The 14,604-nt window shown below is 64.1% G+C and carries 16 protein-coding genes and 1 pseudogene; 3 read left to right on the top strand and 14 right to left on the bottom strand.

Annotated features, from left to right (window positions below; all coding sequences use genetic code 11):
- Positions 1 to 255, top strand: a pseudogene (locus tag B4E36_RS00690) (hypothetical protein); the annotation flags it as partial.
- A 108-nt stretch (positions 256 to 363) separates the two neighbouring features.
- Entirely contained in the window at positions 364 to 939 is a 576-nt protein-coding gene (locus B4E36_RS00685) for a hypothetical protein (RefSeq protein ID WP_292053531.1), read from the top strand.
- A 35-nt stretch (positions 940 to 974) separates the two neighbouring features.
- Here the strand turns inward: B4E36_RS00685 and B4E36_RS00680 are convergent, their stop codons facing one another.
- A complete protein-coding gene (locus B4E36_RS00680) occupies positions 975 to 2,126 on the bottom strand; it encodes a GNAT family N-acetyltransferase (protein WP_292053529.1) in 1,152 nt (383 codons plus the stop codon).
- Positions 2,127 to 2,362: 236 nt separating this feature from the next.
- On the opposite strand from B4E36_RS00680, the gene B4E36_RS00675 reads away from it, so the two are divergent.
- The gene (locus tag B4E36_RS00675; RefSeq protein ID WP_230719212.1) at positions 2,363 to 2,758 is read left to right on the top strand and encodes a DUF2794 domain-containing protein; all 396 of its coding nucleotides are present in this window, start codon (positions 2,363 to 2,365) and stop codon (positions 2,756 to 2,758) included.
- A gap of 351 nt (positions 2,759 to 3,109) precedes the next feature.
- On the opposite strand, the gene B4E36_RS00670 is transcribed toward B4E36_RS00675, so the two are convergent.
- The 13 genes from B4E36_RS00670 to rplU form a co-directional block, all read right to left on the bottom strand.
- Positions 3,110 to 4,489, bottom strand: a complete 1,380-nt coding sequence (locus B4E36_RS00670) for a S41 family peptidase (RefSeq protein ID WP_292053525.1) — start codon at positions 4,487 to 4,489, stop codon at positions 3,110 to 3,112.
- Entirely contained in the window at positions 4,479 to 5,840 is a 1,362-nt protein-coding gene (locus tag B4E36_RS00665) for a murein hydrolase activator EnvC family protein (RefSeq protein WP_292053522.1), read from the bottom strand. Before B4E36_RS00665 ends, B4E36_RS00670 begins: the two co-directional genes overlap by 11 nt.
- An 89-nt stretch (positions 5,841 to 5,929) precedes the next feature.
- Positions 5,930 to 6,412: a 23S rRNA (pseudouridine(1915)-N(3))-methyltransferase RlmH gene (rlmH, locus tag B4E36_RS00660; protein ID WP_292053520.1), complete on the bottom strand. Its 483-nt coding sequence runs from the start codon at positions 6,410 to 6,412 to the stop codon at positions 5,930 to 5,932.
- A gap of 98 nt (positions 6,413 to 6,510) precedes the next feature.
- Entirely contained in the window at positions 6,511 to 6,933 is a 423-nt protein-coding gene (gene rsfS, locus B4E36_RS00655; protein ID WP_033411395.1) for a ribosome silencing factor, read from the bottom strand.
- Positions 6,934 to 7,043: 110 nt separating this feature from the next.
- On the bottom strand, positions 7,044 to 7,901 hold the full coding sequence (locus tag B4E36_RS00650) for a hypothetical protein (protein WP_292053516.1): 858 nt from the start codon (positions 7,899 to 7,901) through the stop codon (positions 7,044 to 7,046).
- Positions 7,898 to 8,485, bottom strand: coding sequence for a nicotinate-nucleotide adenylyltransferase (locus B4E36_RS00645; protein ID WP_292053556.1), 588 nt, complete (start codon positions 8,483 to 8,485; stop codon positions 7,898 to 7,900). The genes B4E36_RS00650 and B4E36_RS00645 overlap by 4 nt, the downstream gene beginning before the upstream one ends.
- A gap of 34 nt (positions 8,486 to 8,519) precedes the next feature.
- Positions 8,520 to 9,794, bottom strand: a complete 1,275-nt coding sequence (locus tag B4E36_RS00640) for a glutamate-5-semialdehyde dehydrogenase (RefSeq protein ID WP_292053514.1) — start codon at positions 9,792 to 9,794, stop codon at positions 8,520 to 8,522.
- Positions 9,787 to 10,932, bottom strand: coding sequence for a glutamate 5-kinase (gene proB, locus B4E36_RS00635; RefSeq protein WP_292053512.1), 1,146 nt, complete (start codon positions 10,930 to 10,932; stop codon positions 9,787 to 9,789). The genes B4E36_RS00640 and proB overlap by 8 nt, the downstream gene beginning before the upstream one ends.
- A gap of 1 nt (position 10,933) precedes the next feature.
- On the bottom strand, positions 10,934 to 11,992 hold the full coding sequence (gene obgE / locus B4E36_RS00630; RefSeq protein ID WP_018067795.1) for a GTPase ObgE: 1,059 nt from the start codon (positions 11,990 to 11,992) through the stop codon (positions 10,934 to 10,936).
- 117 nt (positions 11,993 to 12,109) lie between these two features.
- Positions 12,110 to 12,664 carry a GNAT family N-acetyltransferase gene (locus B4E36_RS00625; RefSeq protein WP_292053508.1) on the bottom strand — a complete coding sequence of 185 codons (555 nt, stop codon included), beginning with the start codon at positions 12,662 to 12,664 and terminating at the stop codon, positions 12,110 to 12,112.
- Positions 12,661 to 13,299 carry a GNAT family N-acetyltransferase gene (locus tag B4E36_RS00620; RefSeq protein WP_292053505.1) on the bottom strand — a complete coding sequence of 213 codons (639 nt, stop codon included), beginning with the start codon at positions 13,297 to 13,299 and terminating at the stop codon, positions 12,661 to 12,663. Before B4E36_RS00620 ends, B4E36_RS00625 begins: the two co-directional genes overlap by 4 nt.
- Before the next feature lie 144 nt (positions 13,300 to 13,443).
- Positions 13,444 to 13,716 carry a 50S ribosomal protein L27 gene (gene rpmA / locus B4E36_RS00615; protein WP_018067800.1) on the bottom strand — a complete coding sequence of 91 codons (273 nt, stop codon included), beginning with the start codon at positions 13,714 to 13,716 and terminating at the stop codon, positions 13,444 to 13,446.
- Positions 13,717 to 13,755: 39 nt separating this feature from the next.
- Entirely contained in the window at positions 13,756 to 14,070 is a 315-nt protein-coding gene (gene rplU, locus B4E36_RS00610) for a 50S ribosomal protein L21 (protein WP_018067801.1), read from the bottom strand.
- Positions 14,071 to 14,604: the final 534 nt, after the last annotated feature.

Below are 14,604 nucleotides of genomic sequence, written 5' to 3'. Positions count from 1 at the left end.
TGGGATGGCGCCTGCTTCGTCTTCGACGAGCGCGTGTCCGTCACCCATGGCCTCAAGGAAGGCGAGCACGAACTCTGCCACGCCTGCCGCCATCCGGTCACGCCCGAGGACAAGCTTTCCGCCGACTACGAGGAAGGCGTTTCCTGCCCGCATTGCGCCGACAGCTATTCCGCGGCCGACCGCGCCCGCTTCCGCGAACGCCAGCACCAGATTGCACTGGCGAAAGCCCGCGGCGCGCGCCATCTCGGCGCGTAAGGTGTCTTCCAGGACGCTGGGCAAGGGCCAGGCCGGCTCCGGATTTACCCGTCTTTAATCATGAATGGTTAGGTTCGGCGTCAACAATCAAGCAAGACGGTCGGCATCATGCGTTTTCTGGCAAAATCCCTGGCAGTTTCGGCAGCAGCGCTGCTTTCGGCCTGTTCGACATTTTCTTTCCTGCCGGGCTCTTCCGATCCGATCCCCACGCCGATCGCCGCCAATCCGGCATCGCTCCGGATCGCGGTTCTGGCGCCCGAGGAATTCCGGCTGCCCAAGGGCGAGGTCGAACTGACCGTCTATCAGCGCGGCGCGGGTGGCGATATCAGCCAGGACTATACGCTGGTGAATGCCGATTCCGAGAAGGTCGATGCCGCCGTGGCCGAGTTCCGCAAGCCGGGGCAGGTGGTGACGCTGCTGAGATTGGCGCCCGCCGACGCGTTGCGCCTGCGCGACCAGCAGGAGCAGATGGCGGCCGCGCGCGGCGCCGGCAGCGCCAAGCCGGGCTTCGAGGTTGACCTCGATTCCACCTGCTGGAACGGCGCCATGGTGGCGCCCGTCGTGCCGCTCGATGTGCTGATCAGGGCGGATTCCGACGGGGAATTCCATCCGCTGCTGTCCGATATCGATATTTTCGGACTGATGAACCGGCCGGAAGACTCGCGCCTGAAGAAGTGCTCCTGAGGCTTCGATTTCTCTCTTGAGAACGATTTGAACGCTCAGTCCCGATGTTCGCGGGCAAGGGCGTCGATCGCGCGTTCCATGCCGGGGCGGATCGCGACCATCAGCGTGGCATAGCCTTCCTCGACCGGCCAGAAGCGCTCCGCCAGATAGGGGCCGACGCCCGGTGCCGCGCGGGTGACCGCGATATTGGCGTCGCGGGTGTTCCATTCCGTCAGCCGCATGATCAACTGCTCGTCAACGGCTTCATGTTCCATGTCGGGCCGCACGAAGACCTGCCAGATCCATGCTTCGCCCGATGTAACTGGCTGGATCGCCGCGGCAATCATCTCGCCGGCGAGATAAAGCGCGTGAATGCGAAGCTGGTCGTTGCGGCCAAGCTTCTTGGCCGTGGGGAGCAGCGCTGCAAACCGGGACCGGTCTTCCGCGATGGTCGTCGTGAGCGCTGAAAGCTCGTCCAGCATCAGCGCGGTTTCGGATGGGTTGCGGGCGATGTGATAGCCGATCTTGCCGCGCGCATTCAGCGCTTCCCACTTTGTAAGATTCGCCTGCCAGGCCTCGCGCTCGCCGGGCGTCAGCGCGGCGCTGGCGGGATCGATCCGGCCCGACAAGGCGCGCCGGCGGCGGGCATGGGTCACCCGGAAGGCAAGGCCGCGGGCGGCGGCCACCGCGCGGGCGAAGCGCATGAACGCGCCATCGGCCAGGAGATGCGGAAACACGGCAATGCCCGGCAGGTTGACGAGCGAACCGGCAAGCGCTTCGAACAGCTGGTCGAGCGTTGCCATCGGGCGGTGGCGCGAGATCAGCGGCGCGTGATAGCCGATATCGCCGATCGCATGGGCGAGCAGATGCGAGCCGTTACCGCGCACCGAAAAGGTCATCAGCGCGGTGAGATTGTCATCGCCGTCGCCATCCTCCATCAGCGCGACCCTCAGCAGCGAGTGGCGCTCGCCGAGCGCCGGCAGCAGGAAGGCGGGGGTCTGGAAGATGTTGCGCTCGATCGCGGCTTCCGCCAGCCGGTCCATGGCCGGCTCCATATGGTCGGGGGCCTGCGAATAGAGCGAGAATTCGCCGCCGCTTCTGACCTCGAGGCGGATATCGGGAACCGCCTTGCCGGGCTGGACGACGGAAAGCTTGGATTTGAGGCGGGCCGGCGGGCGCTGGCCAAGGTCCTTGCGTATGATGCTCATGGCCGCGCCCCTTTCGGCCGGCGGCCGAAGCGCGATGCGCGCGGCATGTCCGGCGAGACGGGCAGCTGTGGGGGGCCTGAACGCATGGATACTGAACTCTTACAAACGCACTTAACAAGGGATAACCGGTTTCGGTTAACAAAGCGTTGGCCATGGCTGCGCGAAACCGGCCTTGCAATTTTGGCCGATACGGGCAGACTGTCTTGTAAGTGTCATGTTTGCGAAGCGGAGACGCCATGGCTGACAAGCCGGAAACGCAACGCGGCCGGGCTGCCGCCAACGCCAATGTGGTGGAGCTCAGCCAATATCGCGCCGGCCAGAAGGCCGAGCCCCTGCCGGTCACCTTCCACCGGCGCGAACTGGACGCGATCCTCTGGATCTACGGCCGCATGGTGGGCGAGGGCGAGTGGCGCGACTATGCGCTGGATCACCTGAAGGACAAGGCGGTGTTCTCGGTGTTCAAGCGCGCCGGCGAAATGCCGCTCTACCGGATCGAGAAAAACCCCAAACTCGCCGCCCGGCAGGGCGCCTTCTCGGTCACCAATACCGCCGGCATGGTGCTCAAGCGCGGCCACGACCTGAAACAGGTGCTGAAGGTCTTCGACCGGAACCTGAAGCTGGTCGAAAAATAGACCTGATGCCGCCCTTCGCTGGGCGTGGCCGGGGACGACATCCGCAAAAGGAATGGTCTTTCGAAAAAGAGCCGGATTGTGCTCTGGTCTTCAGGCTGCTGATAAACCCGTCCCTTTTGCGGACGTCATCCTCGGGCTTGACCCGAGGATCTAATCACCCCTCTATGCGAGCGGAGTCTGCGGTCAGTAAGGTGCAGTTCTTCCTGCCTTTTTTATACCCGGAACGCTTGTCGCGCGGGTAAGTGCTTAGACCCTCGGGTCAAGCCCGAGGGTGACGAAAGAGGGAGGGGCGGCTTTGTCAAAAAAAACAAGGCCGGGAGCGTGCCCCGGCCTCCTGTTCGCGGCAACGCCTCAGTGGGCGTCTTCCATTTCCTTTTCGGGCTCAGGCGACTTGGCGGCCTGCAGCTCCTGGACGGCCTTCTCCGGATCGGCGGGGAAGGCGTCGTCGGTGACCTTGCCTTCGAGCAGGTCGATCGCATATTTCAACTGCACGTCGTCCTCGGTCTCGCGCGGCACATAGGCAACCGAGCCGGAGCCCTCTTCGGTTTCCGCGTCACCCTGGATATGGCCGCGCAGCGCCGATTCGCCTTCCGGACGGATCAGTCCCTCGAGGTCTTCCGGCAGCACCTGCTCGACAACGATGTCGGGGCTGATGCCGGTGCCCTGGATCGAGGTGCCGGACGGAGTGTAGTAGAGCGCCGTCGTCAGCCGGAGCGAGCCTTCGGAACCGAGCGGAACGATGGTCTGGACCGAGCCCTTGCCGAAGGTGCGGGTGCCGACCAGCGTCGCCCGCTTCAGGTCCTGCAGCGCGCCGGCGACGATCTCGGATGCCGAGGCGGAGCCGCCATTGACGAGTACGACCAGCGGCTTGCCGTCGGTGAGATCGCCGGGACCGGCATCGAAGCGGCGGGTCTCGCTGGAATTGCGGCCGCGGGTGGAAACGACTTCGCCCTCGTCGAGGAAGGTGTCGGCCACGGCGACGGCCTGGTTCAGGAAGCCGCCCGGGTTGAGGCGGAGGTCGAGAATATAGCCCTTGAGCTGGTCCTCCGGCACTTCCTTCTTGATCTCGTCAATCGCCTCGACCAGGCTTTCGTCCAGCTTCTCGTTCATGAAGGTGGTCAGCCGGATATAGCCGATATTGTCGTTTTCGACGCGCCATTTGACCGACTGCACCGGAATGATGCCGCGCACGATCGTCATCTCGATCGGCTTGGCCACGCCGTCGCGGATGATGGTGACGTCGATCGGTTCGCCGACCTCGCCGCGCATGCGGTCGACCGCGTCGTTGAGCGACATGCCGCGCACGCTTTCGCCGTCGATCTCGACGATCTTGTCGCCGGCCAGCACGCCGGCATTGGAAGCGGGCGTGTCGTCGATGGGCGCAACCACCTTGACGACGTCATCCTCCATCGTCACCTCGATGCCAAGCCCGCCGAATTCGCCCTTCGACTGGTCGCGCATCTCCTCGGATTCCTCGGCCGTCATATAGCTCGAATGCGGATCGAGCCCGCTCAGCATGCCGTTGATCGCATCCTGGATCATCTTCTGTTCGTCGGGCGGCGAGACATACTGGCTGCGCACCCGTTCGAACACGTCGCCGAACAGCGACATTTCGCGGTAGGTCGAATCGTCGCCGGCCGCGCGCGCCGGTATGTCGGCCGAAACCAGAATGCCGGTCGCCGCGGCGCCCAGTGCGGCGCCTGCCAGCAGAAGCGTTGCCCTACGTATCATTGCGTGCCTTTCCATCAATATTGTCCACCCACCAGGGTTGAGAATCGACCGGCTTCCCATTGTGTCGGAACTCAATGTAGAGCGTCGGTCTGTCCGTTTCCAGCGCCATTGTCGCGGCGCTCGCGATCCGTCTCGTGCCCATCTCGGCCAGCGGCTCGCCCGAGAATATGAAATCGCCCTGGCGAACCTTGAGGTCATCCATGCCGGTCATGACGATATGGTACCCGTCGCCGACATTGAGGATGACCATCTCTCCGTAGCTTCTGAAGCGCCCGGCGTAAACCACCGTCGCGTCTGCGGGGGCGCTGACGAGCGCGCCGGGCCGCGCGGCAATGGTGATTCCGGTCGCCGTATGGCCCGTTCCGTCCGGATCGCCGTATCGGCGCATGGTTTCGCCCGAAACCGGCAGGATAAGGCGACCTTTCAGATCAGAGAATGGATATGCAGGCGTAATGCGGTTTTTATCGGGCGTTGACGAAAGCGCGCGCTGACGCGCCTCGATCTGCTGCGCCTCGGTCATCTGGCGGCGCTTTTCGGCTTCCTGTCGCGCCAGAAGGGCGGCGTTGCGGGCGGAGGTGATGTCGGTTTCCAGGCTGGAGATCAGGCCGTTGAGGTCGGTCGCGCGGGCTGCCAGTAGTTCGGCCTGGCGACGTTCCGCTTCGAGCTTTTCCGCGCTGGTCTCGCCGGCCTTTTCATTTTCGGCGATCAGCAGGTCCATGCGTCGGCTCTCCTCGGCAAGGCTGTCGAGATCGCCGGCAAGCCCGTCGCGGGCCTGCTGCTGTTCGGCCTTGACTGCCCGCAGCGATGTAAGGTCGGCAAGCACCGCCTCCATCCGCGCCCGCATCTCCGGCACCACGCCGTTCAGCAGAATGGCGCTTCTGACGGAATCGAGCGCATCGCCGGGGGCGACCAGCAGGGCAGGGGGCGGATCGCGTCCCATGCGCTGGAGTGCCGCCAGCACATCGGCCAGCACATCGCGCTCGGCATTGAGCGAGGCCTTCAGCGCCTCTTCCTGGTCTGAAAGTTCAGAAAGCCGGGTTTCGGCCGCGGCAATCTGCTCCTCCAGCTTGCGGCGGCGCTCGGCCGAGGCCACGAGCGCCTCCTTCAGGCTTGCCGTATCGCCGGAAAGCGCATCGATCTCGGCCTCAAGCGAGGCGATCTTTTCCTTGGAAAGCGCGATCGAGTTTTCGATCTGGTCGAGCTCGACCGCCTTTTCGGAACGTTCGGTTGAAAGCTTGTCGACGAGCTCGGTCGAGCCGGCAGTCGGCTCCTGCGAGACGGCGATCGCGGGCAAGGCCCAGGCGGCAATGCCGCAGGCGAGGAGGATCCGCAATGATCTGGTTGACGCCATGTCCGTTTCCGCGCGAGGAAAAGTGGATTTAGATCGCGGACAGATTAACGAAATAACAACGATGCAAGAACACACAAAATTTTGATGAATCAGGCGCGGTGATAGGGATGGCCCGATAGAAGGGTCACGGCGCGGTAGAGCTGTTCGGCAAGCAGTATCCGCACGATCTGGTGGGGCCATGTCATCGCGCCGAAATTGATGACGAGGTCGGCGCGTTCGGAAAGCGCCGGATCTAGCCCGTCGGCGCCGCCGATCGCGAACATCATTTCGCGCTTTCCGGCGTCGCGGTATTTTTCGATCTGACCGGCAAAACCGACGCTATCGAAGGATTTGCCGGTTTCATCGAGCAGCACCAGCACGGTTTCGGGCGAGATCGCGGCCTCAAGTGCTGCCGCCTCCTCGCGCTTGCGGGTGGCGGCGTTGCCGGCGCGGCTTTCATTGACCTCGATGACCTTGGAAAAATCGAGCCCCTGCGCCTTGCCGGTCTTCTTCAGCCGGTCGAGATAGCGGGCGACAAGCTCTTTCTCCGGGCCGGATTTCAGGCGGCCGACCGCGAAAATGCCGATCTGCATATGCTTTTCTTTCGGCCCGCAACAACCGCGTCGCGCAGTGCGTCCTGCACCGCGCGGTCCGTTCGGGCAGTTCACGCCGGCCAGCAGCAGAGTGGCTGCTAGTGCAGGCGTGCCTCGTTCATTTCAGGCGCCGACCACATCTTCTCGATATTGTAGAATTCGCGGACTTCCGGCCGGAACACATGGACGATCACGTCGCCGGTGTCGATCAGCACCCAGTCTCCGGACTCCTGGCCCTCGACCTTGGGCGTGCCCGCGCCCGACTGTTTGATGTCCTTGACCAGATGATCGCAAATCGCCATCACATGACGGTTCGAGCGCCCGGAGACAACCACCATATGGTCGCCGAGAGCCGATTTTCCGCGAATGTCGATGGTGACGATATCTTCTGCCTTTGAATCCTCAAGGCTGGCGAGGACGGTGGCAAGAGCCTCATCGGCGGCATAGGCGTCGCTTCTGCTGCTCTGCGGCGCGGTATCCGCGCCCTTCGCGTGCAATGTTGTCAGGGTTCTTCCTTTCATCCGGACCAAGCACGAATGCGACTCGTCACTCCGGCGGGCCGCTGGCTATAAAGGTGATGCCAAAGGCAGACTGTTGCAAGGGTTTTCCTGCGCAAATTTGCGCGGCGACGTCAGGGAAGGATACCGAAGGCGACCGCCGCGGCGTCGTCGCTGACCTTGTAGCGCGGGAATTTCTCGCCCTCCGGGTCGTCGATACGCTCGATCCGCCGCAATTTCTCAAGTAGCGGCTGGAGGCCATCGCGAAAGGCCGCGTCGATCAGGCCGGCGGGTGACAAGGCGTCGTAATTGTCGCAAAGGGCGGCAAAGCCATCCGAGCACAGCAGGCCGCGCACCGGCGCTTTCAGGCCGCAATCTTCACGGACGATATGGTCCGCCGCCTCCGGCACGAGGCCGAGCGTGAAGACATGTCCGTCCGGCGTGTTCTGGCGGGCGCGGCCGGCGCGCAGCATCGCCATGGTCTCGGCATCGCTGGCGATATCGGCCGCGCCCCGGAAGCCGCCGATGCGTTGGAGATGGGCGCGGGCGGCGGCGATTTCCTTCGCGCGATTGCCCTTCAGCGCAGTGGTTTCGAACACATGGCCGGCCGCGTCCTGAAGAAACAGCCTGCAATCGCCGAGCCCATAGGTGACGAGGCGGTCGCTCTCGATCCTGAGCATCTGGAAGGCGGCGGCGGGCCACATATGGCGCGGAAGGTCATTCGTGCTGGCGGCGGCGTGATAGAGGTCACGCGCCGAGGCGTTGATCGCGGCGACGGTCTCGGCAACGGGCCGGTCTGCAGCGTCGGCGAACATCCGCGCCGCATGGGCGGCGAGCCAGGCGGCGTCGCCCTCGGCCATCACCTCTCGCTCGCCGATGCCGGTCGCGCCGTCGATGACGAATACCGAATTGGCGGTCCAGCCATAGCGGTCGTCGCTCGCCCCGCCAAGCTTGCCGGGATCGGTGATGTCGGCGACGATCTCGAGCTTCATCTTTTGCTTTCCTGTCTGAGCGCGGTCGAGGAGACGGCCGAACGCGGGCCGTGGATGAAGGTCCAGGCCGGCGGCTTCATCCGCGGCAGCGCTCTCGCCGCGCGTTCGGGAACCCGGGCCTTGTCGAGCGCGCGCGCCGCCTTGGAGGAAAGATAGGTCAGCGTCGCGCCGGGCCGGTCGATGACGGCGATCGGCAAGGTGGCCGCGATCCGCCGCCATTCCTGCCAGCGGTGGAAATCGCCGAGATTGTCGGCGCCCATGATCCAGACGAAGTGCACAGCCGGGTTGCGGCGAATGATATGGCGGATGGTGCGGGCGGTATAGGCCGTGCCGAGCGTCTTTTCGATCGCCGTCACCCGGATGCGCGGATCGCCGGCCATGGTGTCCGAAAGCGCCAGCCGCTCGGCAAGCGGGGCAAGACCATTGCCGCTTTTCAACGGATTGCCGGGCGTGACCAGCCACCAGAGCTGGTCGAGCCCGAGCCGCTGGAGCGCAAGCTTCGCCACCAGCAAATGGCCCTCATGCGGCGGATTGAACGAGCCGCCGAACAGGCCGACCGTCATGCCGGGCTGAAGATGCGGCATGACGAGGTGGCGGCGCGCGATCTCCGTCAAGCCGTCAGGCCCGCGTCTGGCCGCTGCCGCGCACCAGATATTTGAACGAGGTGAGCTGCTCAACGCCGACCGGACCACGCGCATGCATCTTGCCGGTGGCGATGCCGATCTCGGCCCCCATGCCGAACTCGCCGCCATCGGCGAACTGGGTCGAGGCGTTGTGCAGCAGGATCGCGGAATCGATCTCGTTGAAGAAGCGGGCGACGACCTCCGGATCCTCGGCGATCACCGCCTCGGTGTGGTGCGAGGAATATTTTCCTATGTGTTCGATCGCGCCGGAAATGCCGTCGACCAGCTTCACCGCGATGATCGCGTCGAGATATTCCGTGGTCCAGTCGTCTTCGCTGGCCTCATCGCGGCCCCTTGCATAGTCGATCATGTCGTGGTCGACGCGCACCAGGCAGCCTTTGGCTTCCAGCGCCTCGATCAGCGGGGTCGCAAACTTATCGGCAGCCGCGCGGTCGATCAGCAGCGTTTCGGCGGCCCCGCAAATGCCGGTGCGGCGCATCTTGGCGTTGACGACGATCTCGCGCGCCATGTCGAGATCGGCGGATTTGTCGACATAGATATGGCAGAGCCCTTCCAGATGGGCGAAGACCGGCACCCGCGCCTCCGACTGCACGCGCGCGACGAGGCTCTTGCCCCCGCGCGGCACGATCACGTCGATATTGCCGGAAAGGCCGGCGAGCATCTCGCCGACGGCGGCGCGATCGGTGGTCGGCACGATCTGGATCGCGTCTTCCGGCAGGCCGGTCTTTCTGAGACCGGCGGCCAGCGCTTCATGGATCGCGCCGGAGGATTGCGCCGAATCCGAGCCGCCGCGCAGGATCACGGCGTTTCCGGCCTTCAGGCACAGCGCGCCGGCATCCGCCGTCACATTGGGGCGGCTTTCGTAGATCACGCCGATAACGCCGAGCGGCGTGCGCACCCGCTCGATCTTCAGCCCGTTGGGCCGGTCCCATGCCGCGATGACGTCGCCGACCGGGTCATCGAGCGCGGCAATCGCGCGGATGCCGTCGGCCATCGCCTTGATCCGCTCCGCGTTCAGCTCCAGCCGTTCGATGAACGAGCCGGCGACGCCGTTTTCCTTCGCGCGGGCGACGTCTTGCCGGTTGGCGGCGAGAATGGCATCGCTGTTCGCCTCGATCGCATCGGCCATGGCGGCAAGGGCCGCGTTCTTGGTTTCCGTCGGCGCGATCGCCAGCGCGCTTGCTGCCTTGCGGGCGCGGCGGCCGAGCTCCGCCATGGCGGTCTTCACATCCTGAACCTGATCAAGCATGGGCCGATCCTTCCCGTTTTACGGCCGACATCACGAGGTCGTCGCGATGCACCATCGCGGCGCGGGCGGGGTAGCCCAGGATCGCCTCGATGCCGGCACTCTTCTCACCTGCGATCATCCGGGCCTCGTCGCTGTCATAGCCGGAAAGCCCGCGGGCGATCTCGCCGCCCTTCGCGTTGACGATGGCGACAGTGTCGCCGCGCGAGAAATGCCCGTCAACCGCCGTGACGCCGGCGGCGAGCAGGCTGTTGCCGCGCTTCAGCGCCGCGACCGCGCCGTCATCGATATGGATCGTGCCTGCGGGCAGAAGCTGGCCGGCGATCCAGGTCTTGCGGGCGCTGACGGGCGCGCGCGAGGCATGGAAGATAGAATGGCGCGCGCCCTTGGCGATCGCCTTCAGCGGGTGATCGATCTTGCCCGACGCGATAATCATCGCGCAGCCGGAGGCGGTGGCGATCTTGCCGGCTTCGACCTTGGTGCGCATGCCGCCGCGCGAGAGTTCGGAGGCCGCGCCGCCGGCCATCGCCTCGATTTCGGGCGTGATGGCTTCGATTTCGGCCAGGAAATGGGCGTCGGGGTCGAGATGCGGCGGGGCGGTGTAGAGGCCGTCAATGTCCGACAGCAGCACCAGCAGGTCGGCGCCGATCATGGTGGCGACGCGGGCGGCCAGCCGGTCATTGTCGCCGTAGCGGATCTCGGTGGTGGCGATCGTGTCGTTTTCGTTGATGATCGGCACGGCGCCCAGTTTCAGCAATTGCCGCAGCGTGGCGCGGGCGTTGAGATATTGCCGCCGCTCCTCGGTGTTCTGCAGCGTCAGCAGGATCTGCCCGGCGATGATGCCATGCGCCTTCAGGCTTTCGGTCCAGGCGCCGGCAAGGCCGATCTGGCCGATGGCGGCGGCGGCCTGCGCCTCTTCCAGCTTGAGTGCGCCGGCGGGCGTGCCGAGCACGGTGCGCCCGAGCGCGATCGCGCCCGAGGAGACGACCAGAACCTCGACGCCGGCCGCCCTGAGGCCTGCGATATCGGCGGAGAGGTTTTCGAGCCAGCCGCGCTTCAGCCCCGCTCTGCTGTCCACCAGCAGCGCCGAGCCGATCTTGATGACGATGCGGCGATAATGGGCAAGCGAACGCCCGCTCATGTTACGGCTCCCACTTGTCGTGGCGACCCCTGTCCTCGACGGGATCGGGGGCCGTGATGCCGAGGCGGGCTTCCTCGGCGCGGATGATGGCGGCAAGTTCGCGCTGCACCTCGGTCATGCCGATCTGGGCAACGGCGGAGATCGCGTGGACCGGCCCGCCGCTCGCCTTTTCAAGCGCGGCCTTCTTTTCCTTCAGCGTCTCGGGGTCGAGAATGTCGACCTGCGACAGCGCCACGATCTCCTGCTTCTCGCCGAGGGCTGCATCATAGGCCGCAAGTTCCTTGCGCACCGTGGTATAGGCGGCGGCGACGTCTTCCTCGAGGCTGGAGACCAGATGCAGCAGCACGCGGGTGCGCTCGACATGGCCGAGAAAGCGGTCGCCAATGCCGACGCCCTCATGCGCGCCCTCGATCAGGCCGGGAATGTCGGCAAGGATGAACTCGCGCCCGTCAATGCTGGCAACGCCGAGATTGGGGTGCAGCGTGGTGAACGGGTAATTGGCGATCTTCGGCCGCGCCCTTGTGACGGTCGCCAGAAAGGTCGACTTGCCGGCGTTCGGCAGGCCCACGAGCCCGGCATCGGCGATCAGCTTCAGCCGGAGCCAGATCGTCTTTTCCTCGCCCTCAAGGCCGGGATTAGCCCAGCGCGGGGCCTGGTTGGTCGCAGATTTGAAATGGGCGTTGCCGAAACCGCCATTGCCGCCGGCGGCCAAGCGAAAGCGCTCGCCTTCGTGCGTCAGGTCGCAGATCAGCGTTTCCTTATCTTCCTCAAACACCTGGGTGCCGACCGGCACTTTCAATGTCACGCTCTCGCCCTTGGCGCCGGTGCGGTTGCGGCCCATGCCGTGGCCGCCGGTCGCGCCCTTGAAATGCTGCTGGAAGCGGAAATCGATCAGCGTGTTGAGGCCGTTGACGGCCTCGATCCAGACATCGCCGCCACGGCCGCCATCGCCGCCGTCCGGCCCGCCGAACTCGATGAACTTCTCGCGGTGAAACGACACCGACCCCGCCCCGCCATCGCCGGAGCGGATATAGACCTTTGCCTCATCGAGAAATTTCATCGTTCCGTCGCTTCAGTTTATGTGTTCGCCGCATCGATATAGGCCATGCAGGCGAAGGTCAAAGACTATCGTGAATTTCGGCATGCCGCCGGGCCGCATTGGCGGCCCGGCAGATGGTCAGAACCGGTAAGGCGTGAACAGCGCCGGCGTCAGCGCGGTGGTGATCTCCTGGGTCATCCTCCCGCGGCTGACCGACCAGATTTCGCGCTGGCCGGTGATCTTGGAGCCGAGACGCTGCAGCACCTTGAGCGAGGCCGGGTTGTCGGAGAACGCGCCGGAATGAAGCGTCGCGCCGGTGGCTTCGAAAAACCGCTCCGCAAGCCCCGACACCGCTTCGCTCATGAAGCCGCGCCCCCAATAGTACCGCCCCAGCCAGTAGCCGAGGTGATAGCCGCCCTGCCGGCGTTCGATCGAAACGAGCCCGATCGCCACGCCGTCGCCCGGCTGGGTGATCGCCACCGGCCAGCTTTCATCGCAGCCGACATGCTCCAGCCACTCGACCGCGTCTTCCAGCGTATAGGGGAAGGGCACACGGGCGAGCATGCGGGTGATGCCCGGGTCGGCAAGGAAGGCGGCGATCCGTTCGGCATCCGCCGCGCGGACCGGCCGCAACCTCAGCCGCTGCGTCTCGATGACGGGGCAGGAGCCGAGCATCTCGGCCGCCGCGCTCATCGCTGGCCTCCCCAGCTCTTCAGCGACATCCAGTTGCGCCGGTCGAGACGGTACCATTCGACCGAGACCGAGCTGCCGACCGCCAGCGACTGCACCATGCCGGGGCCCTGAAACTGGAAGCCGCACTTGTGCAGCACCCGCCGCGACCGCTCGTTGACGACCCGGCAGCGGGCGTCGATGTGGTCGACCTCGTTGCGGGTGCGGAAGATCATGTCGATCAGCACCTGGACGGCTTCGGTGGTGTAGCCATGGCCCCAATAGGGCTCGCCCAGCCAGTAGCCGATCTCGACGATGTTTTCCTCATACGGGATGTTCTCGATCCCGCAGCAACCGAGGAATGCGCCGTTGTCGGCTTTGGTGATGGCATAGACGCAATTGCCGATCGCGCCCTCTTTGGTTCGCTCCACGAAATTGGCGGCATCTGTTGCAGTGTAGGGATGCGGCATGCGCGACACCATGGTCGCGATTTTTTCGTTGTTGGCGAGATGGGCAATGGCGTCAATGTCATCTTCGTGCGGGGCCCGCAAAACGAGCCTTTGCGAAAGAAGAACGGGGCAATCCCGCCTTTGTTGATCGGGCCTCAGCCGCTCTCTGGAAAGCCGGGATTGGCTCTCCCTTTGTAGATCCCTTTGCATTGTCAGGTCCTCTCCTGGTTTGAAACGAAAGAAGGGAAGATGGTGGCGTCCCATCTTCCCTTCTCTTTTCAAAATCCAGGTCCGGTAACCTGAAAATCTAAGCCGGGTCGATGAGACGCCGGCTGTTTTTAAGCGGTTCCGGCTTTATTCCGCTGCTTCTGCGTGTTTCGGGGCCACGGACACATACATGCGGCCATTGGCGCGCGCGCGGAATGTCACGTTGCCTTCAATCTTCGCAAAAATGGTGTGGTCCTTGCCCATGCCGACATTGTCGCCGGGGTGCCACTTGGTGCCGCGCTGACGAATGATGATGTTGCCCGGAATGACGTTCTCGCCACCGAACTTCTTCACGCCAAGGCGCTTGGATTCAGAATCGCGACCGTTACGCGAGGAACCGCCAGCTTTTTTGTGTGCCATTGGAGTTCTCCTTTAAATCTTCGAAATCTGCTCTATCGATCAACCGGCGACGATGTCGGTGATCTTGACGACCGTGTGATGCTGGCGATGACCACGCGAACGCTTGGAGTTCTGGCGACGACGCTTCTTGAAGGCGATGACCTTCCGGGCGCGGGTCTGCTCGACGACTTCAGCCTTGACGAGCGCGCCCTTGACGAAGGGGGCGCCGATCGTGGCATCGGCGCCTTCGCCGACCATCAGCACTTCAGCAAATTCAATCTTCGCGCCGGCATCGCCATCGAGCTTTTCGATGGTGATCACATCCTCGGCGTTGACGCGGTACTGTTTACCGCCGGTCTTGATGACTGCGAACATATTTTGACCTTTCATGTTCTCGCCCGGTTCTGCCACCCTCACGGGTGATGACCGTCTTTTTGTCAGTCTGGTTAAAGCAGGGATTTCAAAGAGAAATTCTTTTCAAAACCCGGTCTGCCGGTGTAATGCGGGCAGGCCCGCTGAAATGCGTGCGCCAAAAGGACACACGCGTCCGGAAGCGTGCATACGCGAGGCGCGCGCTGAAGTCAATAAACCCGGGCGCAAACTAGACATTTTCGCGCCGGCAGATGCGCCGTTTCCAGCGTGCCTTGATGCGGATGCAGCGCGCTACGGCCTGTTCGCGCCGGATCGGCGAGAATGCTGCCGGACATTCCACTGACTGCCGGGCGTTTCAGCACGGCCCGGACGTCAAAAAACCGTAGCGTTTACTCTTGCAAGACACCGCATTGCCCGCTAAGAGACACCCCGCGTTCAAACGCAGACCACGGCACTTTATGGAGAGGTGGCAGAGTGGTCGAATGCACCGCACTCGAAATGCGGCATACGGGCAACCGTATCGAGGGTTCGAATCCC

Origin of the sequence: Martelella sp. UBA3392, from assembly GCF_002358775.1 — a bacterium.
Lineage (GTDB): Bacteria > Pseudomonadota > Alphaproteobacteria > Rhizobiales > Rhizobiaceae > Martelella > Martelella mediterranea.
This window is presented reverse-complemented; position numbering and strand designations above follow the sequence as displayed.